Here is a 16,541-nt window from a genome sequence, read left to right on the forward strand (position 1 = left end):
AAACAAACGGGGCACCGGAGCACCCCGCAGAGTTGTATTATCGAGACTTATTATGCTGAGGCTATGAGTGAGTCTAATTCATCTTTCACCGATTGCACCTGAGGGCCGATAACTACCTGTAAATTATGGTCGTTCAATTGGATGACGCCCAGCGCCCGATTGGCTTTCAACACCTCTTTGTCCACCTTACTCATATCTTTGACGGACATACGCAGACGAGTAATACAGTTATCCAGCGAAACGATATTCTCCGCGCCGCCCAGCGCCTGCAAAATAGCCTCGCTGTTATAACCGGATTTACCGACCACACCCGGCGTCGGTGCTTTTTCTACGCTGGCGCTGTCACTCTCGCGACCTGGCGTTTTGATATTGAAATGCTGAATGGCAAAACGGAAAATCAGGTAATAAGCCACGAACCACAGGCTGGCTACCACAGGCACCCAATACCATTTGGTGGCGGTACCGTGCAGAATGCCGAAGACTACGAAATCAATCAGGTTTCCGTCGGTATTACCAATAGTGACCCCCAGCAGTGCCATTACGGTAAAGCCTAGACCGGTTAACAGCGCGTGGATCAAATACAGGAACGGAGCCACAAACAGGAATAGGAATTCCAGCGGTTCGGTCGTGCCACCGATCACGCAGGCGACTACGCCGGAAATCAGCAATCCTTTAATTTTATGGCGATTCTCTGGCTTGGCGCAGTGATACATCGCCAGCGCAGCGCCCGGTAAACCTCCGAGGAAGGCGGGCATTTTACCTTGAGACAGGAAGCGAGTCGCACTTTCTGAGAAGCCGCTAGTGGTTGGGCAGGAAAGCTGCGCCTGGAAGATAGTCAGCGCGCCACTGACACTGTGACCACAGACATCCATCGTGCCGCCGGCTTCAGTGAAGCGAATCAGCGCCACCAGTATATGGTGCAGGCCGAAAGGCAGTAACAGGCGTTCGCCGCTGCCGAAGATCATCGGGCCAAAAATCCCCGCGCCGTTAATCAAGCGGCCCAAACCGTTAATGCCCGCGGCAAACCACGGCCAAATGAGGGGAATCAATAAACCGACCAGCCCCAGTACCACGGTGGTAACAATAGGAACAAAACGGGTGCCGCCGAAGAAGGCCAACGCATCCGGCAGGCGAATGGTATTAAAACGCTCGTGCAGCAGGTAAACGATGATCCCCACGATCACCGCGCCCAAAATACCGGTATCAATCGACTGAATGCCTAAAATATTTTGGATATTGTGGGTTTTCAGCACCAAGGGGTCGGTAGTCGGCAATACGCCGCTGGTGGTGAGATAGAAGTTGGTCGCCAGATTCAGCACCGCAAAACCGACGAAACCGGCAAAGGCAGCAACACCTTTGTTTTCCCGCGCCATACCTAAGGGAATGGCAATGGCAAACATCACTGGCAGGAAGCTAAAGGCAAAGGAGCCAACTTTGCTCATCCAAGTGAATAACAGCTGGAAAGCCGGGTGGCCTAACACCGGCAAAAGGGTAATAACGTCTTTGCTGCTTAACGAACTCCCAATGCCCAGCATAATGCCGCAGAAGGACAGCAAGGCGACCGGCAACATGAAGGTTTTCCCCAGACTCTGGAAAAACTCCCATAGCGTAATTTTTTGTTTTTTTACCGCCGACATAGGTGGCTCCTGGTGTGTGAAAAAGGATCTGTTCTGTGGATCTTTAGCGTCCTGAGGTTAAATTAAGATAAAACGTTTAACCTAAATAATATGCGCGGCAAATCACAGTTATTGTGGCCTTTAACGCCGGTAAATGAAATTCTGTGAGATACGCCCGAAAATGCCATTTTGTCGATAGAAACTCACTTTAGCTCAAGCTAATGATAAGCCGAGGGTGAAGTTTCCAGCCATAACAGGCACGCTGATGTTTAGGCTCAGGCAGGTCTTCCCGGCTTTTGGGGCGCAGGCCTGGACGGGTGCCGCCAGTAGGTGGATGAGAGGTTAAAATCGCTATGTAGCGCACAGATACTGATTAAAACGATTAATCGTTTTACCCAGATTATTGAATTGGGTGTAACATTTGCCCCGAAGCATAGATTTGTCTGCCAAAGGACGTGAGACAAAAATGATACCGAATAGCCGCGATGAATCATAAAAAGATCACCATTACCGATGTTGCCAAACACGCCGGAGTTTCTGTTGCCACGGTCTCGCTGGCCGTCAGCGGCAAAGGTCGTATTTCACCGACAACCGCCGAGCGGGTGAATCAGGCCATCGAACAGTTAGGTTATGTGCGTAATCGGCAGGCGGCTCAGCTGCGCGGGGGGCATTCCGGGGTGATTGGGTTGATTGTGCGCGATATCGGCGATCCTTTTTATGCGGCGATGACGGCAGGACTCAGCGAAGCTATTGAAGCCGAGGGGAAAGTGCTGTTTCTCACTCAAAGCGGCAAAGAAGGGAAAGGTCTACAGCGCTGCTTTGATTCCCTGATAGAACAGGGGGTTGACGGGCTGGTTCTTGGCGGCGGCGCGAATCAGGAAAGTGGCCTGAAAGAGAAGGCCGAGCAACAGGGCATCCCGTTGATTTGTGCCGCGCGTGCCAACGTATTGGACGGCGTCGACGTGGTTCGCCCGGATAATATGCAGGCGGCCAAAATGGCGACGGAACTGCTGATAGGCAGAGGACATCGTAAAATTGCTTATTTGGGCGGTCACGGTCATTCATTGACGCGGGCAGAACGATTGGGCGGATTTTGTGCCACGCTGGTGCAGTACGGTCTGCCGTTTCGTTCGGATTGGGTGATTGAATGTGATAGTCAGCAGCAAGCCGCGGCTGATGCGGCGGAAAGTTTGCTTAGCCATCATCCCAACGTTAGCGCGATTATTTGTCATCAGGCTTCCGTGGCGCTCGGTGCTTATTTTGGCATTCTGCGCACCGGCAGAGGAATTGGCAGCGCTGGGGTGGATACTTATCTCGATCAGCAGGTGGCATTGATCGGTTTTGGCGACGTACCCGAAGCAGAATTAACAGAGCCGCCGCTCACTTTTATTACCAGCTCGGCGCGAGAAATTGGCTATAGCGCCGGCCAGCGGTTATTGCAGCGTATTGCCGGTGTCGATTTGCAATTGCAAAACGTTATTCTCCCGCCGGTGCTTATTCGTCGTGGCTCGGTGTAGCCGGCACGATTGGCGCTATTGGCACGTAACAATCCATTTATCCTTCTGTTCCAGATTCGCTATAAACATCGCAATAATCCTATTCAATAGTCGACGATAATCGTCCGATCAAACAGGGACACCGATCCCTGTCTCAATTCTGACTGCCTACTGATGATTTAGATATTTGGTTCATTTTTGAAAGTAAAATTTAGCATTCACAGTTCTAATGAATCTGCATGTATTATTCTTTAAATCTATAGTTCCAATCCGTTTTACAAAAAAGTGCCGGATGCATTTTTCGATTTTTATTAAATCAAGGAGGGGATATGCCAATTATTAGTTCTCCAATGTTGCGCCGCTATTTAAATTTAAATTTGGCGACTAAAGAATTAAAAACGCTGGAAAAAACGAACCTGCTGAAGGTTTCAAATGTAGTAATGACATGTTTGACCAGTACGTTGAGCAGCACAAAAAATATAAATAAAATCAACAGAATAAATAGCATCATAGCAAAGATAAACGATGTCAGATATCTCGCCGTCGTAGATAAACGCCGTAATGAAGTCAGTGAAGAGTTATCCGATTTGATGCGGATGAAAGTGACGCTAAACAGATTAAAATTCATAGAACAGGAAAAGGCTGCCGCGGCAGTGGAAGCCAGTAAAATAGCCGCCAAAGTGAGTGAGGCCAATCATCGTCGGTTAATAGAACAAAGTCAGAAAGAACACATCATCACCGGTTTGCTTTATTCCAGCACCACACCGCCAAATATGAACATCGACCCAGCTCCGGTTACGGCTGAATTGCAAAAACTGCCGCTGAATATATTAAAGACTGCGGACTCTTTGGGGCAGTTTATAACATTGACCAACGATAATATAACCAATCACCCACGAATGAACGCGCTGAAAGGTCAAACGCCGCGTGGTTGGACCAATGGCAAAACCTGGGATTCAGTCCCCGGAGTTGGGGCTTTGGGTAAAGGGGCAGAAAATGAGTTTCATGCCGATGAAACCGTGGTGGCATTAACGCAACTCGCCAATGGCAGCTGGCAATTAGCGACGGAGCATGGTTCTGCCAATCTGGTTTTGCATGAATACGCGCATGCCATTGATCGCAGCTTTGGTGAAAAGGCAAATATGGGAGATAAAGGTCTTGGTGAGGTTGGCGATAGTTTGAGCTGCCGTCAAAGTTTCCGCGATATATGGCAGACGGAGCTGGGGTCAACCTCCCAAACCGATAGCAATTATTATTATTGGCAAGGCGGTAGCGACGGCGGCGCGGAAGAAGCATTTGCTGAGGCCTTTAGCGATCTTTACGGAGGAACTTCCCAGCGTCCGTGGCCTAATATAAAAGCTTATATTGCCGCAAAAATGGCATCGGTTAATCCGGAGAATTAATCCTGTCGGATAGAGAGTTATCTTCGCCGTACTGATATTGCTGTCATTTTACCTCGGGCGCAGCTAAACCCACGCTTACTCATCTACATCTATCGATAATCAGGAACGTGGCCATAAAAAATGCCAGCCCTGTAGCAGGGGCTGGCATTAATCATTATGTTTCGATCTTGGCCCAATCAGCGTTTACCTGAGGATAAGCGACTTCTTGTTCCGAATCGATATTACTCTGCGGCAGGGGCTTCAGCAGCAGGGGCTTCTTCTTCCTGCGGCATACCGCCAAACATACCGAACAGACCGGCAAATTCCTGCAGCGTCATTTTCTGACCGTTCAGATCGATTTTGTTATCGGCGAAGCTGAAGCTGCTACTGATAACGTCATCTTTGGTCGTGGTCAGTTTGAACATCTGGCCCATCGCGGCAACGCCCTGAACCTGCTGAACGGCCATTTTAGCGGCTTCTTCAGCGCTGTAACCCTGCAAACGTGCAGCCTGAGTCGTGAACTCGGTCGCCATTGGCATTGGGATGGTCAGATTAGCGTCGATTTTCTTGATAGCACGAGTCAGGATTTCTTCCTGGCTGGTGATTGGCGTTGTCACTTTGCTTGGATCGGCCAGCACGACGTCCAGTTTCAGGGCGCTTTCGCCTTTGCCGTTTTTCCAGCTCAGCGGAGAGATGCTGAAGCTAGGATCGCCTTTCAGCAGGCTTGGCAGCTTGGTCAGAACCAGCTCGGTCATCTGCAACTGGTAAGTTTCAGGATCGATGTTACCGGTTTGCAGACCCTGCATAGCGATTTGGTTGTAGGAGGTAGCGAAGTTCTTCACTGCTTCGCCGTCCAGACCGGCAAAGGTAAAGTTCAGCTTACCGGAACCAAAGTCATTACCATGAATTTTCAGGGAATCCAGCGTGTAGCTCAGCTTACCGTTCAGGTTTTTGTCCGACTCGCCCATCTGCGAAGTTAGCGTAAAGCCATCAAGAACCAGCGCTTCTTTGCCTTCCACGCTCAACAGAACCTGTTTGATCGACAGATTCTGGTCGCCGATGCTGAGATCAAACTTACCGGTTTTGCTGTCGTTCTTCAGGCTAAGGCCTTTAACAGTAAAGGTTTCTACCTGATCCATTTCGTTTTTCTTGAACAGCACGATGCTATCGCTTTCGCCGTTCAGTTTAACGTCACGCATATCTTTAGAGAAAGCAGCGTCAAGGCTGGCACCGGAGAAGTTCAGGTTCAGGCCGTCTTTCTCGTAGGTGATAGGGATCAGTTTGATCGCAGAATCGGTGCTACCGTTATAACCAATGCGTGAATCAGCGGTAAACGGTGATTTGCCTTTGGTGATATCAAACAAAGCTTTAACCGCAGCCGTGTTTTCCAGTTCGGAGTGAACCGACGCCATGCTAGGGATCAGGTTGAATTTCTTCAATTGAGCCATTGGGAAAGGACCGTGATCGATAGTTTCGATAAAGGCGATCTCTTCACCTGGCTTCATCACTGCATTTTCGCCGGTGATAGTCCCGTCTGGTTGCAGGATATAACGGACTTTACTGCTGAAGGTTCCGCGGTGGTAATCGGTATAAGCCAGTTTCAGACCGGCCTGTGGCGCCAGTCGTTTAATTTGTGAATTGGCGTTATCGACGATTTCACTCATCCGCTGTTCCATCAATTTGCCGGTGTACCAAGAGGCACCTGTCCATGCAGCGCCGAGAACGACAATAACGCTGACAGCCACTAACGATTTTTTCATGGTTCTGTTCATCCTTTTCTAATTCAGCAAATTCAATACGTTGAACGCGGTTGTAGGCACAATAACGCCCATAAGCGCGTTATTGTGAATGCAATAGCTACTGATTGGCAACAAATAAGAAAGATTTGTAACACCAATTAGTTAAATAATGTTGTAAACCCGCGCAATATGACCAGAACCGCGGAGGTTAATAGGGGATTCATTGGCGGAAACAAAGCAGGATTCCCCAGGTTGTAGCACAATCTGCTGTGAGTCTTTTTGCACAATACTCTGTCCGTCGATACAAAAGATAATCGCCGCGCTGTTCTGCTCGATGTTTTCCGACTCGTCCGTCAGGCGATGAATGGCAAAGGCAAAATCATCCACAGGGATCGGGAAGATCAGCGCGTTACCCTGATCCTTCGGCGCGGTCAGTAACTCCGACTCCGGCTTGGGAACAAATTTCACGTTAGCAACTAACTCGGGAATATCGATGAATTTCGGCGTTAACCCGGCGCGTAGTACGTTATCCGAGTTAGCCATCACTTCCAGACCCACGCCGTCCAGATAGGCGTGCGGCGTTTCTGCATACAGGAACATGGCTTCACCCGGCTGTAGAGTAATAACGTTCAGCAGTAGGGGGGAGAACAAGCCGCTATCCTCAGGGTAGATTTGCGCAATGTGACGAATAGTATCCCACGGTTCGCCTCGCTGATTATTCAACGCGGATTTCAATACGCCCAGCGCTAACGCTTTTTGCTCGCCTTCCATACTTAACAGGCTGGCAAACAGCAGCGCCAGATGTTCGGCATCCGGCTGAAGCAGGAAGGCGCCGATATCCGGATGCGCCGCAGACACTGGCTGCAATAGCCCAACTAACTGCTCTGGCGTGCGGAAACCATTCATAGCGTGGAAGGGCGTCAGTGCATAAACCAGCTCCGGTTTATGGTTGGCATCTTTGTAATTACGCTCGGCGGCGTCTAAAGGAATACCGGCGGCATTTTCACGGGCATAACCGATTTCCGCCGCCTGTTTACTAGGATGAACCTGAATAGACAGTGGCTGAGCCGCACAGAGTACTTTGAACAGGAAAGGTAGCTCGCCAAAACGTTTAGCGACTGCATCCCCTAAATGGCCCGACGGGTCGCTGTCGATAAGCTGGCGCAGTGATTGTGGCTGCCCCTGAGCATCGACTATTTTTGAACTGCTTTTAGGATGCGCGCCCATCCACAATTCCGCCATCGGGATATGTTGCGGATTAGGAATGCCATAAAGACGGGTCAGGGCGTCGGTACTGCCCCAAGCGTAGTTTTGTACTGCATTGATCATCTTTTGCATGATTGAGGTCTGCTGTCTCAGCGGCTGAAAGGAATTCAGGCCAGATTAAAAATATAAGCTAGTAAACAATGAGGTTAGATGGGTTGCAAGGATTGCACACCGGGAATTATGCTTTTTGCCGTAAATTTGCGCGACGATCCCATTGGGAAGGATAGCAAGGATGGGAAGTCATCTGTGTTCTTGGCGCTGATATTTTGGTCGTTTTAGCGGCTAAAAACTGCGGTATAAAAAGAAGGTTTCCCAACAATCGATAACTTGGATAGATACTTTGGCAATGAAACTTGTTAAAGAAAATATAGATTCATGAACCCCAGCGTATTACCGCCAAACTGCTGGTGGGCAATAGGCAATAGGCGGTGAGCGGAAAATCGGCCGTTTACAAAAAATCAACATAAAAGTTATCTCCCAAACCTACAATAAAGGCGTCCCGGTCGCATAATCAGAATGATTGTTATGGCATGATAATCATTATCATCAGCAACTATTATTGCTGATGTTCGATACCTACTTATTCCGCTATCTGTGCTAAGGAGAGAGTCATGGCAGCCACTCGCATTGAAAAAGACTCAATGGGGCCAATAGAAGTACCCGCCGACCACCTGTGGGGGGCACAAACGCAGCGTTCACTGGAGCATTTCCGTATCTCCCAGGAGAAAATGCCGACCGCGCTTATCCATGCGTTGGCGCTGACCAAACGCGCTGCCGCTAAAGTGAATATGGATTTAGGACTGCTGGCTGAAGAGCGGGGCGTCGCCATTATTCAGGCCGCCGATGAAGTTCTGGCGGATAAGCACCCTGATGAATTCCCTCTCTCCATTTGGCAAACCGGTTCTGGCACTCAGACCAATATGAATATGAATGAAGTGTTGGCTAATCGTGCTAGCGAAATTTTGGGTGGAGCCAGGGGGAATGCGCGACTGGTTCATCCTAATGATGATGTGAATAAAAGCCAAAGTTCCAATGATGTCTTCCCGACGGCGATGCATGTCGCGGCGGTACTTTCGCTGCGTGAACATCTGTTACCGGAGCTGAAAGTATTACAAAAAACGCTAGCGGATAAGGCCGAAGCTTATAAAAGCATCGTAAAGATTGGTCGCACCCATCTACAAGACGCCACGCCTCTCACATTAGGGCAGGAAATTTCCGGTTGGGCGGCGATGCTAAACTACAGTCTGCATCATATCGAAGCCTCGATTCCCCATATCTGTGAACTGGCGCTAGGGGGAACGGCGGTAGGGACTGGCTTGAACACCCATCCGGAATATGCAGTGCGTGTGGCTCAGGAGCTGGCAAATCTGACCCAACAACCTTTTGTCACCGCGCCGAATAAGTTCGAAGCGCTGGCGACCTGTGACGCACTGGTTCATGGACACGGTGCGCTGAAAGGTCTGGCGGCCTCTCTGATGAAAATTGCCAATGATGTGCGTTGGCTTTCTTCCGGACCTCGTTGTGGTATTGGCGAAATTGCTATTCCGGAAAACGAACCCGGCAGCTCTATCATGCCGGGTAAGGTGAATCCGACCCAATGTGAAGCCATGACTATGCTGTGTGCTCAGGTGATGGGGAATGATGTTGCAGTGAATATTGGTGGCGCGTCCGGTAACTTTGAGCTGAATGTGTTCCGACCAATGGTTATTCATAACTATCTACAGTCAATTCGTTTGCTGGCTGACGGTATGCGTGGCTTTAATGAGCATTGTGCCGTCGGTATCGAACCGAATCGGGATCGTATTACTCAACTTCTGAATGAATCACTCATGTTGGTTACGGCGCTGAATACCCATATCGGCTACGACAAAGCGGCCGAGATTGCCAAGAAGGCGCATAAAGAGGGGCTGACCCTTAAAGCGGCGGCGTTGAAACTGGGGTATCTGACGGATCAACAATTCGATGAATGGGTAAGGCCAGAAGAGATGGTAGGAAGTATGAAGGATTAGCTCTTCCTTAAGCTAAGGATATAAGAAGTAATGATAAAAGCGTTGGCGGTGGGAAAGCTGACGCTTTTCAGTTTTAGATGACCGCGGTTGGTTTAAGGCAGGGTTCCGGTCAAATTCCAAATAGTCCCGCTATCCATACTTTGGTTCAATACGGAAACGGAGGCATTCACTGCGCCTTTTTGATTGATAGGATCGGTGATCGTTTGAACTGAATGCGCGATCATGGCAGCAGCCACCGTGCCGGTTCCTATTTGAACTTGAATATTGGCATCTCCTGCCGCCGTCCTTCCTTGCATGTCGAGACGGGCACTGCCCACAGTATGTAAAGTCCCAGGGCCACGGCCAAGGTCGGCATAATCAAGCATAAGGATAACTGCCTGACAATCTTTTCGTTGTGCGGAGGTAGGGTTAACAATTCCGCGAATAGGATTTTGAGTATTTGTCTTAGTTAATGGCATAGTATACCTTCCAATTCTATTAGGATTATGGCATTGCGCTGTGAAACGCTGTGAAAATATAAATAATATCGAGCTCTATTAACCCGGAATTATAAATATGCCTGATTCTGGTTATAAAAATAAAAAAAACACGAAAGATTTAGCTGCTTAAATAAATTAAGAGTGAACATTGTGTTAATTTGTTTCTTATGTGATTATTCAATCGGCTATATTGTTTCTTGCGAATATTTAAAATATCGTGTGACAGACTGGATTGGTTAGCCTGCTACTATTTTATCTTTAACTATTTTATCTTTAAGAATCAAACTAAAATCATTTTTATCACACAATTAATTATCTATATTCTGTGTGATGAGTATTAATCATAGCAATAAACAATAAGACTGCCAGAGAGTAAGCGATATTTTTTTTCATCGCATCATTGCGCGTAACTAAATGATTTAAGTTACGGCTGTTTTTGGATAATGGGAAAATAACCCATTGTTTTTTATAAGCGGAAAATCCGCTGAGTCATTCGATATCTGTATAAAGATGCAGTCGTGGAATTAACAACCGCAACGGTTTAGCCTGCGGTTTATGTTTGTGTTTAATCTGTGTGGCATCGTAATTGGGTAGCTCTCCAATTTTAGGCATACCGGCACCTAACTCTTTTTGGCATAAAGCAATTAACGGCATAGGGCAGGGATGCTGCACCTGTTTTTGCTGTTCCTGATACCAGACACGGGCAATGGGCTGAACCTTGACAGGGCGTTTAATTTTCAATTTTGCAGTTTCGGGTAATCTTTGCACGTCGGCAATTTCTTGACTTACCCATTCGGCCCATTCTTCTTTGGTAAAGGGCGGCACGGCGCGACCGGCATTCAGGCTCTTATTTAGCTGCGCCAGCAAATCTTCTTTGGTTATATTTTTAATTATATTCTTATTTGCCCAGCCGAATCGCACTGAACTTGGATTAATCAATGGGGTGAGGGTGCGGTAAGTATTTAGCGTAATCAGGCCGTGCAGGTGAGTGTGAACGAATTCAAAGCGTTGCTCGCTGGGCAGGCCGGACTCAACGGTAATAATCTGCTCTAACTGGTGTTTCAATTGATTAATATGTTCAATCAGGGTGATGCAGTCCCGATATTCTGTCTTATTCAATGCGAAACACAGTACGCCGGGGAGGCGAACGGCCGCTTTGCTGCTGACATTTTGCTTATTATGATGAATAAACAGGCGACGGAAGTGCTGTAAACCCAATTCGCGGGCTTCTTCTCCGACTACTGGCGTGACGTTAATCTGTTCAATCTCTTCATGCTCCAAGCCTTTTTCGATATCGGGCAGGGTGAAGACTTGGGCGGCCAATAATGGAAACTCTGCCAGCTGCTGGTGGAGCGACGCCAATGATAATTCCAGTTGGTTAAAACTGGTATTCATTCTCAAAATCAAATCGTACTTATCCATAGAGTTATCTCGTTAAAAACACGCTTTAGTTACAACATGCATTAAGCTTCTTGCAAACAACAGTGCGCATTCAAGCAAAAGTGCAAAAACATTAAGGACAGAGCTAAATTCTTCATGCAGAACGAAGGGGGGCCGTGGGCAGAATTATGATTTTACTAAACGGTTATATTAATTTTTTCATAAGGTTAGCTTTATGCTGGCCGAGTAGTGTAGCAGAATACGTGGGGGACTATCGGGCGAATATGTCTGACTTTTCGATATGAACGGCTTATCGGTATTTCTGGATGCTCGCTATTTTTTGATCGAACTGATGTTGATTATTTATTCCCTAGAAAATAATCCCTTAGATGTGAATCTGGGTAAGCAGGCTCTGGTTAACGCCCAGAGCCACGAAGATAAATATTCAACAGTTAAATACGCGCAGCTTCAGGTAACACACGTAAACGTTGGCCGACGGCCAACGCAATAAGCAACAGCAGCGCGATAAACCCGGTAACGCCGTACCAGCCCAAATTCAGCCAGAATATGCCTCCCAAGGTGCCCGCGACGCTGGAACCGGCGTAATAGCAGAATAAATACAAAGAAGAAGCCTGCGCTTTGGCGCGTCTGGCGCGGCGGCCAATCCAACTGCTGGCAACCGAGTGTGCTGCAAAGAAACCGGCGGTAAATATCATCATCCCAATCAATATGGCGATAACCGATGAAAATGCAGTAATCAGCACGCCACCCAGCATCAGGCCAATTGACCAGAGCAATACTGGCCCACGTCCCAAACGCGTGGTCAGGGCGCCGGCTTTAGGGGAACTGTAGGAACCAGTGAGATAAACAACGGACAGCAGGCCTACCAGCGCCTGACTCATCCCATAGGGTTCCCCCAATAGGCGATAGCCGATGTAGTTAAACAAGGTGACGAAACTGCCCATGATCAGGAAACCCTCGGCAAACAGCAGCGGCAGACCGGAATCGCGCCAGTGCAGTTTGAAGTTAATCGCCAGCGTTCTGGGGCGTAGCGAAGTGGCACGAAAGTGTCGGGAAGGTGGCAAAATACGCCAGAACATGAAAGCGGCGGCCAACGCAAACAGCCCAATCACCGCCAGCGCTACCCGCCAGGAAAAGAAATCGCTTAATACGCCGGCAATCAGGCGTCCGCTCATTCCCCCAATCGAGTTACCGCTGATATACAACCCCATCGACAGCGCGACAAAACTGGGATGAATCTCTTCGCTTAAGTAGGTCATGGCAACCGCCGCCACGCCGCTGAGGGATAAACCAATTAATGCGCGCATTAATAATATGCCGTGCCAGCTGGTCATCAAGGCACATACCAGGGTGCAGATCGCTGCCAGCATCAATGACACCACCATGACCGGTTTGCGGCCAATCGCGTCGGAAAGCGGGCCGGTAAACATCAATCCTACCGCCAGCATTCCGGTGGCAGTGGATAAAGACAAGCTGCTACTGGCGGGGGAGATACCAAAATCTTGCGACAGCAAAGGCAAAATAGGTTGCACACAATACAGTAAGGCGAATGTCGCCAGTCCGGCGGAGAAAAAAGCCAGCGTGACGCGAATAAACTGCGGTGTGCCGCGTTGGATATAAGGACGTTTATTAATCGGTAAAGTCGAGGTGTGGCGGGCAGAGGCAGTATTATCATTAGCTACCGGTGTCGGCGCTACAGAATTCGCAGAGCGCAAAGAGGTGTTCACTTTCATTCCTTATCCAAAAAACCACACTAAAACAGGCTGTTTGCCCCATAGAAAGGGGGAACACAGTGATCATAGGAATAGCGCAGTTTTTTGTCTAATATATTAATAATTGGGAATAAGACGTTTAACCTATTAATGGATTTTCATGCCAATCGAACTCAGACACTTACGCTATTTTATTGCGGTCGCTGAAGAACTGCACTTCGGACGGGCGGCGGAGCGACTTCGGATTTCGCAACCGCCGTTAAGCCAGCAGATTCAGATTTTGGAAGAGCAAATAGGCGCCCGGTTGTTAGCTCGGAATAACCGTAACGTCAGCCTGACGCAGGCCGGAGAGCTATTTCTCAAAGAGGCTTACCAAATTTTGGCGCAGGTCAATAGCGCGGCGGAAAAAGCGGGGCGGCTGCACCGAGGTGAGTTGGGTGAGCTGACCATCGGTTTTACATCGTCCGCCCCCTTTATCAGCGTGGTATCAAAAAATCTGAGAATATTTAGGCAGTTGCATCCATGCGTGCATATAAAAATGCAGGAAGTCAATACCAAACAGCAGATTGAACCGTTGCTTGATGGGCGTCTGGATCTGGGCGTGATGCGCAATACGCGTTTGCCCGATGCGCTGCAGCATCGTTTACTGCTACGGGAACCTTTGGTCGCGGTAGTCCACGAGGAACACCCGTTGGCCGCAGTGCCATTGGGAACGCTGAAATTCCATATGCTAGCGCAGGAACCTTTCGTTTTTTTTGCTCGTGAGGTAGGGACGGCGCTATACGACGAAATCTTGAATTTGTTGGCGCGAAGCGGCATCACGCCTTACATCACGCAAGAAGTGGGGGAAGCCATGACCATCGTCGGCCTGGTGTCTTCCGGCCTGGGAGTTTCGATCCTGCCAGCCTCCTTTACGCGGGTGAAAGTGGACGGAGTGAAATACCTGCCGCTGGATGAACCTGAGGCAACAACCGAGGTGTGGTTGGTCAATCATCGGCATCGTCCCGTTACTGCTCCCGCCGACGCGTTGATTCGTTTAATGATACCGGAAACGGTGGCGCAATCTGTTTGAATAAACGCCTTAAAGGGTGATATATACTGGGAATGTGTGCAGTAAATCACATAACTAATCAAATAGTTGACGCCTTATACCAAAAGCCCCAACATAGCCGTTAATATTTATTTAGAAGCGCGAAAATACTCGGTAAGTGGCAAAGAAGGAGCCGGTTTTGTGATTATGGATGGACAGCCTGGGCATATTGATCAAATCAAGCAGACCAATGCCGGGGCGGTATATCGCCTGATCGACCATTTTGGCCCAATCTCCCGCATCGAACTCTCGAAACGCGCGCAGCTGGCGCCCGCCAGTATTACCAAAATTGTGCGGGAACTGGTTGAAGCTCACCTGGTAAAAGAAACCGAATTTCAGGATGTCGGCAGCCGTGGGCGTCCGGCTATCGGGCTAGTGTTGGATACCGAGGCGTGGCACTATTTGTCTGGCCGCATCAACCACGGCAGCATCACTCTTGCGCTGCGGGATCTCAGCAGTAAACTGGTGGTTGAGGATTTACTCCCACTGCCAGATTCCCACCCCGAACCCTTGCTAAACCGCATTCTTAACGAAGTAGACCAATTCTTTATCCGCCACCAGGAGAAGCTGGAACGTCTGACCGCTATCGCGATTACCATGCCCGGCATGATCGATGCACCTGCCGGTATCGTGCATAAAATGCCGTTTTATGATGTGGATGAGATGCGCCTCGGCCCCGAACTGGAACAACGCACCGGTCTGCCGGTATTCCTTCAGCATGATATTTGTGCCTGGACTATGGCTGAAGCCTTATACGGTGCCGCCAAGGGCAGCCAGAATGTTATTCAAGTGGTGATTGACCATAACGTCGGCGCAGGAGTGATCACCGGCGGCAGGGTGCTCCACGCTGGTAATCGCAGCGTAGTCGAAATCGGCCATACTCAGGTTGATCCTTATGGTAAGCGCTGTTATTGCGGTAATCATGGTTGTCTGGAAACCGTTGCCAGCATTGAAAATATGCTGGAAATCGCCCAACAGCGGCTCAATGTCTCTATGAGTTCGTTGCTACACAGTTCTCCACTTACGGTGGAATCGCTATGTCACGCCGCAATGGCAGGCGATCAGTTAGCCAAAGATATTATTCTGGGCGTGGGTCATAGCGTGGGTCGGATTCTGGCCATTATGGTCAATTTATTTAATCCGGAGAAAATATTAGTCGGCTCGCCGCTTAATCTGGCGTCTTCTATTTTACATCCAGCAATTGAATCCTGTATTCGCCAGCAGGCATTGCCGGCTTACAGCGAAAATATTCAGGTAGAGTCCACCCGATTTTATAATCGGGGAACGATGCCCGGAGCAGCATTGGTTAAAGAGGCGTTATATAACGGCTCATTATTAGTGAAATTGCTACAGGGTTAATCCACTGCTGCTAATAACTTAGAGTTAATTATTAATAGGTATTAAATACTCTTTTCTCCGCTAATGACTCTCGCGCCATCCGCTCGTTAGCTAAAAAAACATTCCAGTCCGGCAAAACATTGCGCTAACGCAAGCTGTTTATCTTCATCATCGCCTAGACTTTTCAGCTCATCGACAATTTCGCCAAGGTTCGGCGGGACTATTTTGAGTTAAAACGGCAAAATTGCGGAGTAATTCCTTTATGTTAACGCGCGTATTTGTTACTGGAACGGATACCGCCGTGGGTAAGACGGTGGTGTCTCGGGCTTTACTGCAAACTTTCAGTCAGCACGGTAAAAATGCTGCGGGATATAAGCCGGTTGCCACCGAAAGCAAAGAAACACCGGACGGGCTGCGTAACGCAGATGCCTTGGTGTTGCAGGCTTCATCATCCATTGCGCTAGATTATTCGGCTGTGAATCCTTTCCCGCTACATGAGGAAGTGATCCATGCCAGCACTGACACCCTGATCGACTATGATCGGATGAGCGCCGGGTTAGCCGCGTTAGAGCAACAGGCTGATAGCGTAGTTGTGGAAGGCTGTGGCGGCTGGAGCGTGTTGATGAACGATCAACGCTTTTATTCCGAATGGGTGGTTAAAGAAAAATTACCGGTTATTTTGGTGGTAGGAATTAAATTAGGCTGTATCAATCATGCCATATTAACTGCTCAGGCAATAATCAACGATGGGTTACCTTTATTAGGCTGGGTCGCTAATAGGATTAACCCGGGTTTAGCGCACTATGCAGAAACTATTGATGTATTACGCCACCAGATACCTGCGCCACAATTAGGTGAATTGCCTTATTTACCTCGGCCGGAACAGCGCGATCTGGTTAAATATCTGGATTTATCTCCGCTGATTAAAGAGTGAATAAGTTATAATTTTTGCCTCATATCTCTTTTATTTTATATCCGATTTTGGCGGTTATATTTCCCGCTAAATCGGCGGC

At 48.6% G+C, this 16,541-nt stretch carries 12 protein-coding genes; 6 read left to right on the plus strand and 6 right to left on the minus strand.

The window, feature by feature from the left end; translation table 11 throughout:
* Positions 1-50: 50 nt before the first annotated feature.
* Positions 51-1,637 carry a maltose/glucose-specific PTS transporter subunit IIBC gene (gene malX, locus DBA33_RS02740; RefSeq protein WP_064513722.1) on the minus strand — a complete coding sequence of 529 codons (1,587 nt, stop codon included), beginning with the start codon at positions 1,635-1,637 and terminating at the stop codon, positions 51-53.
* Between the two features lie 464 nt (positions 1,638-2,101).
* Here malX and malI point away from each other — a divergent pair, with 464 nt between their 5' ends.
* Both malI and DBA33_RS02750 read left to right on the plus strand, forming a co-directional pair.
* Entirely contained in the window at positions 2,102-3,133 is a 1,032-nt protein-coding gene (gene malI, locus DBA33_RS02745; protein WP_064513724.1) for a Mal regulon transcriptional regulator MalI, read from the plus strand.
* 308 nt (positions 3,134-3,441) lie between these two features.
* Complete coding sequence (locus DBA33_RS02750; protein WP_120805485.1) at positions 3,442-4,515, plus strand: hypothetical protein; 1,074 nt, start codon at positions 3,442-3,444, stop codon at positions 4,513-4,515.
* 221 nt (positions 4,516-4,736) lie between these two features.
* Here DBA33_RS02750 and DBA33_RS02755 read toward each other — a convergent pair whose 3' ends face one another.
* Entirely contained in the window at positions 4,737-6,254 is a 1,518-nt protein-coding gene (locus DBA33_RS02755; protein ID WP_240442676.1) for a YdgA family protein, read from the minus strand.
* Positions 6,255-6,395: 141 nt separating this feature from the next.
* The gene (gene manA, locus DBA33_RS02760) at positions 6,396-7,571 is read right to left on the minus strand and encodes a mannose-6-phosphate isomerase (RefSeq protein WP_120805489.1); all 1,176 of its coding nucleotides are present in this window, start codon (positions 7,569-7,571) and stop codon (positions 6,396-6,398) included.
* 539 nt (positions 7,572-8,110) lie between these two features.
* Between manA and fumC the strand changes: the two genes are divergently transcribed.
* The gene (gene fumC / locus DBA33_RS02765; protein ID WP_064513736.1) at positions 8,111-9,508 is read left to right on the plus strand and encodes a class II fumarate hydratase; all 1,398 of its coding nucleotides are present in this window, start codon (positions 8,111-8,113) and stop codon (positions 9,506-9,508) included.
* Between the two features lie 92 nt (positions 9,509-9,600).
* Here the strand turns inward: fumC and DBA33_RS02770 are convergent, their stop codons facing one another.
* The 3 genes from DBA33_RS02770 to DBA33_RS02780 all read right to left on the minus strand — a co-directional run bounded on the left by DBA33_RS02770 (position 9,601) and on the right by DBA33_RS02780 (position 13,115).
* Entirely contained in the window at positions 9,601-9,966 is a 366-nt protein-coding gene (locus DBA33_RS02770; RefSeq protein WP_064513738.1) for a hypothetical protein, read from the minus strand.
* Positions 9,967-10,476: 510 nt separating this feature from the next.
* Positions 10,477-11,409 carry a DNA replication terminus site-binding protein gene (gene tus, locus DBA33_RS02775; protein WP_064513739.1) on the minus strand — a complete coding sequence of 311 codons (933 nt, stop codon included), beginning with the start codon at positions 11,407-11,409 and terminating at the stop codon, positions 10,477-10,479.
* 410 nt (positions 11,410-11,819) lie between these two features.
* Positions 11,820-13,115: an MFS transporter gene (locus DBA33_RS02780; RefSeq protein ID WP_064518261.1), complete on the minus strand. Its 1,296-nt coding sequence runs from the start codon at positions 13,113-13,115 to the stop codon at positions 11,820-11,822.
* Between the two features lie 145 nt (positions 13,116-13,260).
* On the opposite strand from DBA33_RS02780, the gene DBA33_RS02785 reads away from it, so the two are divergent.
* From DBA33_RS02785 to bioD, 3 genes are all read left to right on the plus strand, one after another.
* Positions 13,261-14,172 carry a LysR family transcriptional regulator gene (locus DBA33_RS02785; RefSeq protein WP_064513741.1) on the plus strand — a complete coding sequence of 304 codons (912 nt, stop codon included), beginning with the start codon at positions 13,261-13,263 and terminating at the stop codon, positions 14,170-14,172.
* Positions 14,173-14,331: 159 nt separating this feature from the next.
* The gene (locus DBA33_RS02790) at positions 14,332-15,549 is read left to right on the plus strand and encodes an ROK family transcriptional regulator (RefSeq protein ID WP_064513743.1); all 1,218 of its coding nucleotides are present in this window, start codon (positions 14,332-14,334) and stop codon (positions 15,547-15,549) included.
* Positions 15,550-15,790: 241 nt separating this feature from the next.
* The gene (gene bioD, locus DBA33_RS02795) at positions 15,791-16,462 is read left to right on the plus strand and encodes a dethiobiotin synthase (RefSeq protein WP_064513745.1); all 672 of its coding nucleotides are present in this window, start codon (positions 15,791-15,793) and stop codon (positions 16,460-16,462) included.
* Positions 16,463-16,541: the final 79 nt, after the last annotated feature.

This window comes from Yersinia sp. IP36721 (assembly GCF_003634395.1).
Lineage (GTDB): Bacteria > Pseudomonadota > Gammaproteobacteria > Enterobacterales > Enterobacteriaceae > Yersinia > Yersinia entomophaga.